Consider the following 16,607-nt stretch of genomic DNA (forward strand, 5'->3'; position numbering starts at 1 on the left):
AGATACCGAAATTTCAAGGTACAGCAAGAAGGAAGAGGTAAAGAGAATTCTGCTAGAACGTCTATCCGGTGCTACTGGGCATCAATAGGCTCTAGTTGCGACATAGGTAGTGAGGATACTAACCACCTATGCCGTCAACAGAGTGCGGATAAGTCCAATAAGGATGTTTAGCTTTGAACAACTTTTTTGGAACAGAGTTCCTCAGTGTAGAGATTGTTCTCTTTTAAGAACATTACCATGCGGTCGACAGTGATATCTGAGATAACGTGCTCAATGCGGCAAGCATCCTGCTCAGCTTGAACGGCTGGTACAGAGAGAACATAGCGCAGGAAGTAAGTAAGAATACGGTGGCGCTCAAATACCTTCTTAGCGTACTCAAGGCCTTCTGGAGTAAATACGATAGCGCCAGAGAACTCAATAGTAATCAGGCCCTTATCTTTTAGCTGACCAAGTGCACGAGACACACTTGGCTTAGAGAAGCCTAGCTCATTGGCAATATCTACTGCGCGTACGAGGCCGCTTTGAGTGCGCTCTTTAATCAGAAGAATGGTCTCAAGATAAGTCTCACCTGACTCGGCAATACCGTAGTAACCGGCACCAGACTTTCCTGGTACTTCAGGAACGGCGTTTAAAACTGTTAATGGAGTTGGTTTTTCTAAATCAACCTTAACACCGTTAGTCATTAAAGAACTCCTCGTTTTTTTTGTAGTTAGCTGCTCAAAGCAGTCTCAACATAATTTGCGGTATGTAGTACGACATTACCTACATTAGCAATCTACATTGCCAAAACTATAAAGTCAGTAACTGACCAAAACTAGGTAGGTAGGATACATGAGCAAGACCGCAATAGACAAAGAGAATGAAATAACTGAGAAATCTTTTTAGCTATCTTACTCAAAGACGGCAAATTAGACATCCGTCAAATATAAAAAGTTGAAGATGTATGTGAGTTACAGTGTCTTAGTGGTGAGATTCAACAAGCACATACAACAAAGGCTGCAATGCAGCCTCTGTAAACATAATATATGTCTCTTCATTAACTCACCATGTAGACATATATATGCATAAATTTCGTAGTTATTTAGAGCTAAGATGCAATCACTACATTGATGCTCTCACCAACTAATGACAGCTCAATCTTATTGTTAGTGCCAATGACGCCAGTGGAGATAAGACCAAGGCGGACTAACTCAGTAAGTTGTACATTAGTACGTGGGGTGATGATCTGTCCGTTGTAGTTAGTGATAGAACCAAGCTGAGGGATTACACGGTTAATACCCAAATTACGATTCTTGGCTAAAACACCGATCTGCTCGAGACGATTAATGAGTCGGTAAACGGTTGCAATACCCAGATCAGGCACATACTGACGTGCCTCATACCATAACTCTTTTGGAGAGGTGCACTGACTCTTAGTAAGGATCTCGATAATATGACGTCTTTGCAAAGTCATGCGCAAGCCGCTTTGCTCCAACTTTTGTACGGTTTCTTCTGTCAAATCGCCGATCTGACTATATACCGAGTCTCGGTTTTGCATGCTTATCCTCAACTTCTCAGTGAACGGTCATTCACCCTCTAGCTGCTCTTACTAGACTTTGTTTAGCCTAAGGCAAGTATGTGAATAACCTAAAACACCACCGAAGCTTTCATCATAACAAAGCTTCTTATAGCGCTTCTGATTGATGACGCTTGCTATTAGCGTTTCAAACAGATATTGCTATTAAGCAATGATTCTAGTTGGTGTTTAACGTTTGATCTTTGCGAGCCTTGCGTTAATCTAACCTAATTTGCAGCACAGTCTAAACTGCTCTTTTAGGCCTGTATAGGCTTAACATCCGTCGAGGTTACCAAGTGCTAGGAATAGAAAAAGAGGCCACGTGAGGCATTACTTAAATGCTTTAGTGCATCTTTTAAGTAATTCACTGTAACCTAAAACAGGATCATATGTCCTGATTATCCTACACTACTAATAACACTGACTGTACAACACAAAGGCAACGCTTGTTAGGATAACGCAACTAAAAGCAAAAGGCTAGATTTAAAGCAAGTTATCTTGCTTGTGTACGTTAGATTTGTGACAAGTCTAGCTATACGACAGATCTATTAAGATAAATTGTTAGCAAGTTCAAAGTTTAGTTAAACACTACTTTAAAACAGCAAAAACACCTACTTTGTCTACAATAACCAGCACCTCTAAAGGTCGCTACGATAGAGATTTTAGTAGCTACAACTTGTCTTTAAGCCACATTTAAGCTCATTGATTGATTTAAGAAATCTACTCACAAATAAACAAAATTTTTGAGTCTAAAGCACCAATCTTTGGCAAATCTGCCGTCACTTAAGCCTATAAGTCACCAAAGCTGCAACCATTGTAGCGCATGTAATTAATGCCTTTATTAACCTTGACAAGTACGAACTAGAAACTCAAATACACCAGCACTAAGCTGTATGCTTATGTCGTAATACAAGTAGCTACTAGGCTTTGCAATCTTTGGTAGCACCATCTTCTAGTAGCTGCACTGATGAGCCTTAGCATCTGCCTAAGTCTGTAGGCTGCATGCTACGACTATGCTCTGCCACACTGTGCCTGTATAAAAATGGTCGCTTCTAGAATGACGCGACTCAAAAACGCTAATCAGGAGCTTCGTGCAAATTGACCAAAACTACATGCTGCGATGACCTGTGCCCTTTTCTGAAGAGCTGGAGTCTCCATTAGATGAGCACTTGCAGTCATTTGAACCACAGCCACAGGAGCTACCTTTCTTTGAGAACATAGCAATGATACGCTTGATACCAAAGTAGAAAGGAATGGCAAGTACTACCAAAATACCAACTAAAATGATCTGATCCATAGCAATCCCGTTTAAGTATTAGCATAGAGTTACTTTAGTTAGCATACGCTATTTAAATAGACAGCACAATAGCGTTTTAGAGATTTTTGTATGTATAGAGGGAATGTTAGACCAATTATTAGATAGATCTTGCTTGAGAAAATGCAAGTTATCACAAGTGCCTGAAGATATGGATAATGGGCGAGAAAAACTCGTCCATTATCATGAAGCTTGATGCGCCATGTTGCAGCTAATGTAAATGCAACGATCTTAGGCGCGTCAATACATCGCTAAGCGCCTTGAGGCAGAGCAGCGCCGTGGCTGTATTTCGCGTTGTTTAGCGGTATTTAGCTGTATTTGCTGATTTAGCTGTATTGATGGGTATGGTGGCTTTGTTTAGATGCCGCCAGTTAAGAAGAAGCCTAAGGCAAAGATGATGAGACCTACCATCATGAGGCCTCGAATTACCATCTTGCCAATACGGGTGTTAACCAGGATGTTATGGGCTTTCTTAACCTTTTCTTGATCAATGCGGTTTTGCAGCTCGTGAGCACGGCAATCACCATTTGGATCACGGGTAGCTAAGATCACAGGAACACCAGTGGCATGGTAGACATTAAAGCCATTGCCCATGGCGTTTTTAAGCTCAATGGTGCACTTGTAAGATACGCAAGAGTTAGCGCCAAAGTCTAGGCAGTCACGGCTCAAACGAATCTTAGCTTTCTCCTCAGTACGCTCGGTACGAGTAATTGGGTAAAGACCGCGATCGAGCACATCGTAGCCATCAGGAATATCTTCTTTTTCAAAGAGGAAGGTCGGTGGCTCACGATAATACACGTCGAGCTCTTCTGCGCTCATTGGATTTGGTACGGTGATCTCTAAAGCTGCTTGCCACTGCTCTTTTTGATTGGTGCGGCGGTTTAGTACCTCAAGAGTACCAGGTGTGAAGTCAACCTCCACATTCATCATCATGTAATCAGCGTCTTCACCCTTTTGCAGACAATCTCTATTGAAGCGGTAAAAAAGACCATCCTCTGCCTGTATACGGCCTTCGCCTTTCTTACTGTCGTAGGTCGTGATCTGTCCGCGCATGATAGTTCCTCAAACTTTGCTCTAGCTGATAGTGAGTGATGAAGCCATGATCTTTACTAAGCGTATTTGCTTAGCTGCATGGTGATGATTTATGTGTTTTTACATATGAAAAAGGCTGCACTTATTTCCTTGATCGCTGACCAAAGGAGTTTCTAAGTTGCAGCCTAATATCTTACCCTAGATTTCTTAGGGTTCTATGAGCCAATGTCTCATTGTCAGAAAGTAATGGCCAAAGCAGCGCTAAACGGCTTTGTTTCACGCACGTTAGCGTTGCTGTGGGTCACATTTGGAGCGCATATTCGCTCAGGGCTATTTTGGTGTACATAGCCGCTAGTTACTTACAATGAGCTTGGCAAAAGCCTAAGAGCGCTTGGCGTGTGATAGAGCGCGTGTTTGGCTTTATTCAAACTTACAGATCGTTTGGTAAGTCACCCTTCTTTAATGCCTCGGCAAAGCGCAGCAGACGATCGAGTGGCTTTAATGCATTAACGCGAACATCATCAGCAACCTCGATAGTGTGCTTGTCACGCTCTGCACCGGTGCTCTCTAAAGCAGAGATGATCTTGCCTAAAGAGTTTAAGGCCATCCATGGGCACTCTGCATTCTCTAAAGGCATCTCAGCACGCTGAGCAACTGCTGCCTCAACAAAGTTCTTATCTGGATTTGCCTGCTTCATCTTGTAGAAGATGCCGCGCTCGGTAGCAACGATGTAGGTTTTAGCTGAGTCAGTCTTAGTGAATGCAAGCAGCTGTGAGGTTGAGCCAACCTTGTCAGCTAAAGCAACTACGTCAGCTGGAGACTCTGGGTGTACTAAGAGCTTAGCATCTGGCATGTCTTTCTTCTGCTGAGCAATAGCAGCAGCTTCAAAAGAATCGTGCACGATGCAGCGGCCTGGCCAAGTGTAAACAGTGGACTCAGAGTTGTCAGCGATGTAACCACCTAAGTGACGATCTGGAACCCACAGGATCTCCTCACCGCGAGCTTTTAAGTACTTGCCGAGCTCAACAGCAGTAGATGAGGTAACGATCCAGTCAGACATTGCCTTAACCTCTGCTGAGGTGTTGGCATAAGCAACTACAGTAGCGTTTGGATGTGCTTCCTTCATGCGCTTGAGCTCAGAGCCCTTGCAGCATAAGTCTAAGGAGCACTCAGCGCTCATGTCTGGCATTAAAACGGTTTTCTCAGGAGAGAGAATCTTGGCTGACTCACCCATGAAGCGAACACCAGCAACAACGATGGTCTTTTTAGGGCTTTCCATACCTACACGAGCCATCTCTAAAGAGTCACCGATGAAACCACCAGTCTCCTCAGCAAGACGCTGAATGATAGGATGAGTGTAATAGTGAGCAATTAATAAAGCGTCGTGCTTTAAGATTGCCTCTTTGGCCTGATCAAACAGGCGACTGTCTTCCTCGAGCTCCTGTGCCGTGAACTTATGAGAAACCTCAAATTCCTTCGGCATAGCGATATCTTTGAGCATGATTACAGACATATGATCCTAACTCCTAAAATGAGTGGTAAATACCACCGAACAACGAACTGGCGATACAATTGTAACCCTTGATGAGCAACTAAAGCACTGCTTTGATCAAAGTATCGTACACAAAAATGATAAGTTTTATTTTTATGTACTGACGCTTTGATCTCACCTGTGCAAGAGATATCTTGCTTTATTGCTTCAGGCTCGTTTTTAAGGCTTACAAAGCCACGAGTTCAGCTAAGCTGCGTCTGTAAATATGTTGGAGCAGCTTAAACTTGTTTTTGTTGAGCACGCTTTCACGCATGCCCTCAAAACTCTGTACGGTGAGTCAAATGTCATCATGTGCCTTTGTAAGTTATAGGCACTGATGACGTTATGTAGTAGCACGCTTAAGCTTTTAGCTACCTGTTTATTTTGTTACTTAAAAGCTCTTAGCTGTACTACTAATTCTTGTGCCTAATCCACCTTGAATGACAGTGGTTCAGCACCTGCCTTAAGTAAGGCATCGTTGATCTTTTGTGCACCACGCATTGCGCCTAAAGCACGCATGCGAGAAGTACATTCCTTTAAGTTAAGGCCATCTTCTGCAGCCTCATCATTTTCATGAGAGGCCATGATCTCATTGAGCATGGCAATAGATAATGGTCTATCGTTGTTATCGTCGACGATAAGGCCATCACCCATTAAGGTTGCAGGTAAGAAGCAGTTGAGCTTTTCAGATGACATCATAACTTCAACTAAATGCTTAACGCCATTGAGAACATAGATGAACTTAAAGCGGAAGTTCTGATCACCTGGATGAGTGTCAGCCTTGCAGGCGTTAGATGCCTTTACAGACACGCATTCGTCAACGTTAACGACACCATTGGACTGATTATCACTGCTTGAGAGCATTTCACTCATAGACTCAAGCAGAATATCAAAGCGCTTTAATGCCTCTTGAGAGCCAGACTTAATTTGCATAGTCAAAAGCTCAAGACCTTCCAACTTAGGCTCATCTTTCCAGAAAGCAGCAAACTCATTGCCTGTTGGGCCATAGTGATCGTCATCTTCATCAACACTATCAACACTTAAAGCCTTAAATGCAGCTGCGTCTTTGGCAAAGATAAGTTCTTTAGAGTCGTAGTTACCATAGCCAAAAGACAGATTACACAGATTCAAAACATGCTCTGTATCTGCCAAGCCATCAACTGACACAACTCTGAACACATGATGCTCAATGCCAAGAGGGGTTAGCTTCAAAACGTACTGCATATTAACAATTACTCCTAAAAGGACAGTGCTGATACAGATCCTAACAACAGGCCTATTAGGCCTATTGTCTACCAAGCAAAGTAATCGCCCTGCCCTTCATTATAAGCTTGAGCAGGATGTGAGCTAACGGCGTGATTTTCTTGAAGATCTCTTGCCTTTAGCACCTTGCTTACGTGCTTGAGTTTGATGATTTTGATCTAGTGATTCGTCTTGAGCCTCTGATGAAGTGCTACGACCGTGACCTTTACCCGATGCCTTGCGCTTTTGCTTTGCTGCAGAATCAGCACTTGCTGCTGCGCCAGTGCCATCAGCGGCGCTCGCGGCGGTGGCGGCATCGGCGGTGACGGTGGCGGCGTCGTCGTCATCGTCATCGTCGGCGATGACGGCATCAATCACATTCTCGTCATGATCTAGAGGAGAGGATTGATTCATCAACTCTTCAAAAGCACCGTGCACGTCAAAATTACCGTCCTTGTCAAAGATACGGTCGACGATCTCGTTATCGGAGATACCTTGCTTACGCATACGCTGAATGTAAGCAGAGGCAATCATCTCAGCCATAGACTCGATGTCGGTTGGATCAAGTTCGTTGCTAGAGAGGAAGTCGATAAACTCATTTACATCGTCTTCAGAGATATCGAGGATACCTCCCTCATCTACTAGCTCAAACTCGCCATCTTCATCATCTGACTCTACGGGCATTTCAAGCTCGTCGTAATCGACTTCGCTATCATCTACCTCATCACTTTGGTAGTGACCACCTCTATTATCAATGTTTTCAGCCTCGGTATCTGCTTGTGAGTAGCCTTGTTGCTTAAGTTTTTCACCTACTTGCTCAAAGCCATCATTTTCAAAATCGTGACTGAAGATGACGGACTCTAAAGAGTGCTCTAAAGCATCGTCGCTAAGCTTGGAGATATCAATGCCTTCTTGAGACAGCTTAAGTTCATATTCATAGGCAAGATCGTGCAGTCCTGCAATTAAATGACGCAGCACCATACTTGCTGAACTAATCTCAGGAACAAAAGGATGCTCTGCATAGAATTTAGCAAACTTCTTTTGCTCCTTATGGCTAATATCAACCTGATCTCTAAACTCTGCTACGGTACCAGTCATCTTAGGAGAGTACTCAAGCATCTTATGCATGAAGGTATAGTTAGCACCGATCTCTTCTATAGTTGAGTTATCCCAAGGGTACTTATAGCTAAGCGACAGACCATAATCAATGTACTCTGCAGTAAATGGATTAGACAGCTTCTCCCAAGTAGAGTCAAATAAGAAGCTAACCAAAGCTTCCTGCATATCGGACATGCCAGTGTAGCTAGTAGCAAAATAGAGCTTATCCTCATGGCTTAGATAATCGAAACTATAACCACCAAAGGTACGAGCAATATAGCGCTCACGACGAGGATCTAAGGCTATGTCAGCTTTTGTATATGCCTTAGCTGAGCCATGGCCTATGGATAAACCACGGTGGAATCTAGCCTGCTCAGTTGTTGCATAGTAAGACTCAGTAGAGTTCACGACTAAAGTGTTGTCGAAAGTTCTCTTATCGTATGCTCTACGCAACTGCAGCTGTAGACTTCTATCTTGCTTGCATGCAGCATTGTCTGAGAATTTCTTATGAGTTCTAAAATGAGATACTTCATCTTTAGACTCATAGTACAGGCAGCCATCTACGTTCATATCTAGAGAGTCTTGATACTCCTTACTATCAGACTTAGCGTCAAGTAACTTATCAAGAGTAGCTAGATACTTGTTCGTAGGCTTAAATGGGGCCTGTAAAATATACTCAGGTAAATCAGCACACTTCACTTCTAAGAAGTCATAGAAAGGCAGCAAATTAGGTGCAGTTAATAGAAGCTCTCTGTTCATAAACAGATCGTAGAAAGCTGCATTTAACAGGGAGTCTTCTACAGTAAATGGCATATTAACTTTCTTAAAGAGCTTACGTGGTGCACTTAAAATTGCTCTATATCTGCTGCTAGCTCTTAACTCAAAATTATCCACACTTGGGTAGAGTACAGACATTAAATGAGCCTTAGTTGAGAACGGCGGCATCAGCAGCTTTTCGGCAACTTTCTTAGTAATGGCATTGCAAGCACTGTCTTCCATACCAAAGAACTTCAGACTATCCTCTGGGCCAATAATGGATGTCACTAAGCTTCTGCAGCTCATCAAGAACTCAAATTCATTTTGCTCAAAGAGTTCTTTTCTTTGGTAACGACAACGATAGGAGTAAAGCACGGTAGCGACAAAGGCACTATCGACTAAGTCACAAGCACCATAGAAATAACCAGTGCGATTGAGGTTATTTAAAGTCTTCTCTTCAAACTCATATTTCTCAATTAACTGGAATTGAGATGAGAGCACATTAATAAACAGGTGCAGCAATGCATGCAGAGGGTTCTCATCCTCATGGAACATCACTGGTCTTGTGTATTGATGCTCAAGTGACTCATCAAAATGCCAAGCATTGGAGAAGATGTAACTTGCAAAGGATGACTTGTTATCGAGCTCGTCTTTTAAGTAATCAACACCCTTATCAGTGCTTTTTACATTCATACGGCTAAACAAGCTCATGAGATCACCAGTGCCCTCAGTTTCAGAGGCATTATTGCCTGACTGAGATGCACTCATATTTTCAGCTTGGATCTCACCGTTACCACCTGAAAGCTTGCCGCTTAAGAATTCTTTGAGGCTAGTAAAGACATCCTCATCGCCACTAGCTGCACTGCTGACAAGGGTATCGGAAGTACCTTGGCTTGGTTTATCTAAGGCAGCTGCACTTAAGTTGTCTTTAATATCATTGCCATCGCTAAGACCATCGTATGATCCATGCGTTAAAGAGCTCTCATCAACCTTAGTTAAAACTGCATTGTCATCAGCATTATTCTTATCAAGCTCCTGCAAGCTTTGACGAGCTAAAGTACTACCTGCATTAGCCGCCATGATCTTGGCACGACGAATCATGGACTCTGGAGTAATCTCAGCGCGAGATACAAAGAGCTGACCGTCATAGTTTTGATGCTTATTGATGCAATCCCACAGAACTGACTCTTCAGGTAAGTATTCTTGAGCTAAAGCCCCCTCAGATAAAGTTGCAGCAGATCCCTCATCGATATCCCAGAAGGCTGCTTCAGATAATACTGAGCTTGACCATGGATTTTTAGAGTTATCTGAACTTGCATCATCATTGCTAGCGGCACTATCTAAGATATCTGACTGATAGTGATACTCATTGGCGCTGCGTTTAGCATCAGTGCTACTTACAAAAGAGGCATTGTCATTATTTGCTCTACGCTGATTAGCGATCAGCACACGCATGCTATCTACTTGATAGATAGCGTCAGAGTATGAAGAGCTAAAGGATCTTAAATTTCTCAATTCCTGAGAGTAGACCACATACTCCTTACTAATCTGCTTTACTAATTGCTCTTTACTTAAATGCCAACGGTTAGCACGCTCATCGTAGGTAATACCCCAAAGCTGAGCAGCATTTAAATCATCAGCCTCGATACGATGTAAGTTAGCTAAATACTGATCGTTGTTCTTGCCCTTGTTAACTGGCTTAAAGCTCTTATTTAAGATTAAGGCCTGATCTTCATAGCTGCAATGCTTGAGAATACTGCTTGGCAAGATAGAGCAAGACTGTGGCATCATCTTGATGAGATCATGCTTAGTCACACCGCTACGATCGTAGAAGGTGTAATTAATCCACTGACGATTATCCTCGTAAATGAGTCTTTCAATATTATCAGGGCCTAAGATACGCTCGATCTCATTACGCAGCACGAGCTCCTTTTCACCATAAGCTTTAATAAACTCATAGTCGCTAGTGTAGAAGTACTGCTCGCGCTCTTTTAAGTCAGCTTTGGACAGCTCGTCGATCTTATGCGCCCAGCCTTTAAGTGAGGAACGGGCAAACAGAGCTTGCTCAGTTGAATAGCATAAGATCTCAGAGTCTAAAAGTGAGTTTTTGACCATGCCAGTTTGAGGGTCGTACTCAAATGGAGGCACCATAAAGCGATAGGTGCCATTTACATAGCCGTTCTCTTCCTCTTCAAGAAGATCAGTAAATTCACTAAAGCCCTCCTCATACATGGATTGGGCAAACTCACTGAACTTCTCTGAATTAATATCAAGCTGCAGTACGTTCTCCACGAAGTTACGAGCAGTACTTATATGCTCGTTTTCAATAAAGAAACCCTCATGAATCTTGTACTTAAAGCGATGGGAGTTGACGTAATAATTAAAGCGCTCTAAAGCTCCTGGCATACCAAGGAGCAAATCTTTAGCAAGCAGTGAGGTATAAGAGCGCTTTGGTCCGTTCATCTTGCGGCCAAGCTGCCAACCATTACGGCTAAAGATAACGCTCTGTAATAAGCTTAAACCTTGAGAACGTTTAAAGAACTCAAAGTTAATCAGGTGCTTTAAGAAATAATTGATCGTGCACTTAATATCGAGTGCATGGCGTGCTTCACGATTGAGGTCATCAAGAAGTTCCTGCGGGTACTCATCCTTGTTTGAAAGATAGTCGCGGTAGTATGAGAACCACATATCTTGTGCGATAAACTCACTTAAGAAGGAGAAGCTAACGGTGCTTAAGCACTTATCTCCTGAATAGAAGTCAGCAAAGATCTGCACGTCATTGAGGCAAATCTGGTTGTAGCATTCTTTTACGAACTTCTCATGCAGAGTTTTGACATGATCTAAAGATGACTCGCTAAGCAAGCTTTGCAGGTCTAGAGCATTAGCTATTGCACGATCTTTTAAGCTAGATGCTAAGTTAACTCCACCATCTTTACCATCTTGGCTATGTTGCTCATCAAAATTTGACTCAATAGCAATGCCATCGGCACTTGCTATATCTTGTGTTGCTAAAGACTCATTGTCCTTATTGGCCTCATCGGCAAAATAGCTCATGCTATCTTGCTTAAACTTTGACTCAACTAAGTTCTGAATGATAGGACTATAGACACTCTCACTCTTATTGAGTTCAGAGAGCATATCTAAGTTGCTATGCTGAGCTCTTAAAACTAAACGGTCAAAAATCTTGCCGTATGGGTAATCGCTTAAATAGCCTAAATCAAGATGTACCAAGCGCTCAGCTGAGGCCATGCCCTGATTAGCAAGGAAGCGGATTAAGTTCTTAAATAAACCAAGATTTGGTCTACCAGGACCACGTAAAGCATTAAGCGCAAAGGCTGTCATGCTGTTAATGGTGATTGGAGCAAAACCACTTTCAGTAAGGTTCTTGAAGATCCTGCCTACCTCATTTGCATCGGCAAGCGGATGTGAATTGTGCTTAATTTGGCTTAATGAATAAGTACCATACAGACCTGTAAAGCTCGAGTCGAGCACATGAGTATACATACTCATCAAGAAATCGATACTAGCAATATCCTCTGGTGACTCGATTACGGTAAGCTCGAGCATGACGTTTCTAGCACTTGCCTTTAAGAACTCAGGGAAGTACTCAGAACGTGTCCAGTTAAAGAGCAGCTTAGTCTCAAAATCAGTTGTACCCTTAGCAAGACGCTCAAAGAGTTTGCCTACGATCTCTTGAATACGTTGATCGGTAATGCAGTTAATAAGATAGTTAAGATCAACGAGCTCGAAAACCTCAATGATGGAATTGCAACGTGCACTATTGCCATCAATATCCTCGTTATTCTTACGTAAGTTTTCACTCTCAATACCAAACATGCCATACCATGAGGTTTGATGATCGGTATGACGCTTGGCGATCGCTGGATTGATAAAGCCACGCTCCATGAGAGCACGCTTAAGTCCTGAATTAGAGAAGATCTGATGATACTTCTCGATAAACTCAACAAAGCGCACTTGATTTGGAGGGAGCAAATCGCCATTTTGACTGAGCAAGAAGAGCACTAAGACTGCTTGTAAATCGCTCTTAGCGAGTTCTTCTAAGTAACGAATGTAGATGACAAATGGTAATGGCTTGAAGAGATTGGCTTTTTCTAAGGCCTCTAAATCACTCATAGCCTCTGCAATGCTCATTCTTGCTGCATAGAACAAGTAAGTATGAGCCTCACTAAGACGCTTAGGATCGTCCTTTAAGCATAAATATCTCTCGTAGTAGCCATATGGACGATTTAAGTAGCAAAGCTGCTTAGAAAATGCATCACGATCGGCATTTAAATCGTTCTTGGTAAAGTAGTGAACGGCATTTTTAAAGGTCTTAGATGCAAATTGTTTGCTGCCAACTAAAGCATAGAGATCAGATTTGCTCTCATGACCTAGTGCCGACTCTACCTCGGTCATATATGACAGGGAATTGCCGTTTTGCAGCGCTGCTGAGGTCTTGTAGAGCTCATCTAAGTATGGAGCGGTTAAAGGCGCAAAGTTACCCTTAAGTGAGTCAAACTTGCTGTTTAACAGCGCATAGCCTTGATCACGGTAGTCTGAGTAGAACATACCGATCTGCAAGAACACTGCAGCAATATCGCTAAGATCAAAATCCTCACCGATTAAAGAACCTGGTACAGGCGCATTCAGACCAGATGGCATTAACTGTCTGGTAATTAAGGAGCCTAAGACTTCACGGCTATGGAAGCGATCTAAGATACGACCAGTAGAAAAAGTGCGATGAGTCCAATCTGAGCTTAAGAAGCGATACATTGCAAAGCAGCAAACAGGAGAGTACTCCTTGGCCATTTGCAGCTCAGTAAGAGACATTAAGATCTCAAGTGTCTTAATATAGCGATCGATAAGTTTTGGCTGATCTAAGAGCAGATCGCACATTAAGATGACGCTGTTGCCAAGCATAGAGCCATAGGCGCTAACTGCTAGTGGCTGAATACCATCAAAGCGATCGTTATCATGTAAGGTTGGATTTAACGACAGGACATAATCAAGCTGCTTATCTTTGTTTTGAATGACCTTATAGTACTTAGCTAGTGAACTACCATCGGTGTACACAGACTGATTGCGGAAGAAGCTAACGCGATTGAACTTCTCTTGTGCGCAGATCTCACCTAATTGATAGGCTAAAACGCCTCTTAAGTGGTACTGCAGCAGCAGTTCGCCGCGTGAGCTTAAGTATGGCTGGAACAGAGGCAGATAGTAAAGTCCAAGGTAGCTAGTGGCCATAAAGCTGCCAGTAAAGTCGGCATACTTAAGTGCACTAAAAGCAAAATCAGGGTTTTGCTCCGCTAAGAACTCACCGTAGGTATAGGCTCTACCAATTAAGAAAGCACTAAGCGCAGGAGTGCCTGGAATGATAGGAATAATGCCATTATCACCCACTAACTCAGGCTCAAACTCTTGACCAGGATAGCTCTCACCACGCATGAGAGCATCTTCTTTTTGCACTAAGGCATCTTGCCACTCAGGTGTATCTTCTTCAATTACATTGCCTTGAGCATCGTAAAGCACTTCTCTACGCATCTCATTGACAAGGAATTTAGAGTAGAAGAAGAGCATCTCCAACATGACACGATCGTTGTCCATGTTTAAGCCGCCAACAGTACCCTCACCAGCGGTGACAGTATTGTTAAGGCGTAAGCATGCCTTATTGAAGATCTCTGTATTGTGGTAGATGTGCAAGGCCCACTCTTTCATCTCATCGGTAAAAGAGTCGTTGCGCACTGCATCTTCGATGGAGTCTTTAAAGATATCTACAGCCTTTTGATACTCGTTAACACGAGTAGCATCTAAAGCCTCTTTGTTTAAGAAGATATCGCATAAGAACAGTGGACGAGTGTCATCATTGGCGATCTTTTCAGATGCCTCCATCACTGCAAGCTGTCCAATATAAGCAGCTCGCTTACCAAAGAGGAAGGTCTGTAGCGCTGGGGTAAAATCGCAATCTGCAGTAAGGTTGCCGCCTACCTTCTTGTTAAGCTCATGTCTAAAGATATTGCTTGTGGAGCTAACTAATTCATTTAACAAAGCAAAACTAGCATCATCGGCCATCAAGTGCATGAACACAGGCTCGAGATAGGCAAAGTGCAGATTATCGATCTCCATAGGATCGATATCGTCTACGCTAAGAGAGGTGTATTGAGTTAGGCCCTTAGTAAGATCGCCTTCATTCTTTAAATTAAAACGACCATAATGTCTAAAGCCATAGTCAAAGTCATTGCTAGTGATAAAGCTTTCATGAATAAGCTTGAACAGGTCGATAAAGTTACTTACATCGACTAAAACTTTATAGCTATCGATATCATGGCTAAGGTGTTTTTTAGCACAAAGCAAATACTCGTAGAAGATAGCCTCATCAAGCTGTAAGCGTCCCTCTACAGTGCCAAGTGAAGAGGTTTCCAGAGTGTCTACAAGGGAGCTTTCAACATCTAGCAAATCCTTGATAATGGTAGAGCGTGCTTTAACGTACTCTTCAGTCTCTTTAAACTCATCATCATCGACAAATAACAGGCCGATGGCTGTTTGGTCTGGATAGTATTTAAAGAAAGTTGGAGCTAACTTACGGGCTCTCTTATCAAGATAAGCAGAATAATCGATTAAACAGATGGTCTCATAGAAGTACAAAGCTGCATCTTTGATGTCATCAAACTCTGAAGAGAGCTTTTGCAGTTGCTCGTAACTAAGATCCTTGATGTAATCGCCGCCACCTAACTCCTCAAGGCGACGATAGACTAAAAGATCATTAGCAGCTGTTGAAAAGCCGCCCATGAACTCCTTTTTAGCCTTTTCTAGCAGCTCTGGAGATAAGTGCTTAAGCTCATCGACCATAGAGCTAACATCAAACTTAGAGCCATTAGCATGCTCAACTTCTGCAGGCGTCTTATAGTGGAATCTTTCTAAAGTCTTAATCCCTGCCTTGTCTTTAGTGCCCAAGAAGGCATTAAAAATACCGATACCGCTTGAGTATGGATCAAAGGCACTATTGCCCATGTTAAGACCATGGTCTACAGCGACATTAGTCTCTGCACTGTCTAGCTTTTCTTCAACACCAAAGCCTACTTGCGCATCATCAGAGCCACCGATTGCATCATAGGCAACACTCTTATCATCACTAGCCTCTAGTGCAATGCCCATAGCATCGTCGTAAGCAGCAGCATTATCTTTAAGATCAGCGCTATCTTTAGCCTTGCTCTTATCACTAGTGTGCTGAACAGAGCCATTATCATCTGCAACTACAGATACAATGGCATCAAGATCGCCAGTGCTATCTTCGCTGCTCTTAGCTGCAGTACGCTTGCTTGCTGTTTTCTTGCTGCTAGAAACTTTAGAGCCATTAGCCTCAATTGCATCGCTCTGAGAGTCCACAGCGCCATTTGCAGAAGCACTCTTTGCAGCGGCCCTTTTGGCCGCAGCTGCGCTCTTACCATGAGTAGCGCTCTTAGCCTCAGCACTCTTTGCTTTGGTACGCTTGCTCTTAACTGCAGATGTTACTGATGCGCCCTGTGCACTTTGAGCAGTATCTAAAAGCGCATCCTCATCGTTATCATGAGTGTTTTTTGAGGCAGTCTTGGCACGAGAGCTAGTCTTCTTTACAGGGGATTTACTAGAAGACTTTGAGCTTGATGACTTGCTCTTAGAGGTAGAAGACTTTGCTAATGTAGCAACATCATCGCTAGTTGATAAAGCATCACCTAACGCTTCAAGTAAAGCGGCATTATCATCAATTCTGATTACATCATCCTTAGAATTTACAGCACTCTTAGATGCGGCACTACGCTTACTCTTAGCGCTTGTAGCTCTCTTTTTAGCCGATGATGAGTTTGAACTAGTCATGATGAAAATCCCCCATTAACATGAAAACGTTCTAACTGTGGTTGAACATATGAGCGTTCATGCCTAAACATCGCCCGCTCACCCATGCATACCTCAAAAACAAATCTTGCCACCATGGCTTGTGGCAGCAAAATCTACAGAGCATCAACTTGTTTAAAGCATAGCAAAACAAGTCTAGGTATTTTATCAGAAAGGCCGTGCACTATTAGCTCAACTGGGTATTTAAT

At 42.8% G+C, this 16,607-nt stretch carries 7 protein-coding genes; all 7 read right to left on the minus strand.

Annotation, left to right across the window (positions count from 1 at the left end; all coding sequences use genetic code 11):
* Positions 1-167: 167 nt before the first annotated feature.
* A complete protein-coding gene (locus RDO37_RS07790) occupies positions 168-683 on the minus strand; it encodes a metal-dependent transcriptional regulator (RefSeq protein WP_308498676.1) in 516 nt (171 codons plus the stop codon).
* A gap of 404 nt (positions 684-1,087) precedes the next feature.
* Positions 1,088-1,537, minus strand: coding sequence for a transcriptional repressor (locus RDO37_RS07795; protein ID WP_052338892.1), 450 nt, complete (start codon positions 1,535-1,537; stop codon positions 1,088-1,090).
* A 1,126-nt stretch (positions 1,538-2,663) separates the two neighbouring features.
* Complete coding sequence (locus tag RDO37_RS07800) at positions 2,664-2,852, minus strand: hypothetical protein (protein WP_308498677.1); 189 nt, start codon at positions 2,850-2,852, stop codon at positions 2,664-2,666.
* 375 nt (positions 2,853-3,227) lie between these two features.
* Positions 3,228-3,923 carry a hypothetical protein gene (locus tag RDO37_RS07805; protein ID WP_308498678.1) on the minus strand — a complete coding sequence of 232 codons (696 nt, stop codon included), beginning with the start codon at positions 3,921-3,923 and terminating at the stop codon, positions 3,228-3,230.
* A gap of 409 nt (positions 3,924-4,332) precedes the next feature.
* Positions 4,333-5,415, minus strand: a complete 1,083-nt coding sequence (gene nadA / locus RDO37_RS07810) for a quinolinate synthase NadA (RefSeq protein ID WP_308498679.1) — start codon at positions 5,413-5,415, stop codon at positions 4,333-4,335.
* A 444-nt stretch (positions 5,416-5,859) separates the two neighbouring features.
* Positions 5,860-6,657, minus strand: coding sequence for a hypothetical protein (locus tag RDO37_RS07815; RefSeq protein ID WP_308498680.1), 798 nt, complete (start codon positions 6,655-6,657; stop codon positions 5,860-5,862).
* Between the two features lie 123 nt (positions 6,658-6,780).
* The gene (locus tag RDO37_RS07820; RefSeq protein ID WP_308498681.1) at positions 6,781-16,380 is read right to left on the minus strand and encodes a hypothetical protein; all 9,600 of its coding nucleotides are present in this window, start codon (positions 16,378-16,380) and stop codon (positions 6,781-6,783) included.
* Positions 16,381-16,607 lie beyond the last annotated feature (227 nt).

Origin of the sequence: uncultured Anaerobiospirillum sp., from assembly GCF_902485895.1 — a bacterium.
In the GTDB taxonomy this organism is placed as follows: domain Bacteria; phylum Pseudomonadota; class Gammaproteobacteria; order Enterobacterales; family Succinivibrionaceae; genus Anaerobiospirillum; species Anaerobiospirillum succiniciproducens.

Coding starts and splice junctions, on each gene's coding strand:
- RDO37_RS07795 (WP_052338892.1), bottom strand. CDS start 1,537: ATGCAAAACCGAGACTCGGTATATAGTCAGATCGGCGATTTGACAGAA.
- RDO37_RS07820 (WP_308498681.1), bottom strand. CDS start 16,380: ATGACTAGTTCAAACTCATCATCGGCTAAAAAGAGAGCTACAAGCGCT.
- RDO37_RS07790 (WP_308498676.1), bottom strand. CDS start 683: ATGACTAACGGTGTTAAGGTTGATTTAGAAAAACCAACTCCATTAACA.
- RDO37_RS07815 (WP_308498680.1), bottom strand. CDS start 6,657: ATGCAGTACGTTTTGAAGCTAACCCCTCTTGGCATTGAGCATCATGTG.
- nadA (WP_308498679.1), bottom strand. CDS start 5,415: ATGTCTGTAATCATGCTCAAAGATATCGCTATGCCGAAGGAATTTGAG.
- RDO37_RS07800 (WP_308498677.1), bottom strand. CDS start 2,852: ATGGATCAGATCATTTTAGTTGGTATTTTGGTAGTACTTGCCATTCCT.
- RDO37_RS07805 (WP_308498678.1), bottom strand. CDS start 3,923: ATGCGCGGACAGATCACGACCTACGACAGTAAGAAAGGCGAAGGCCGT.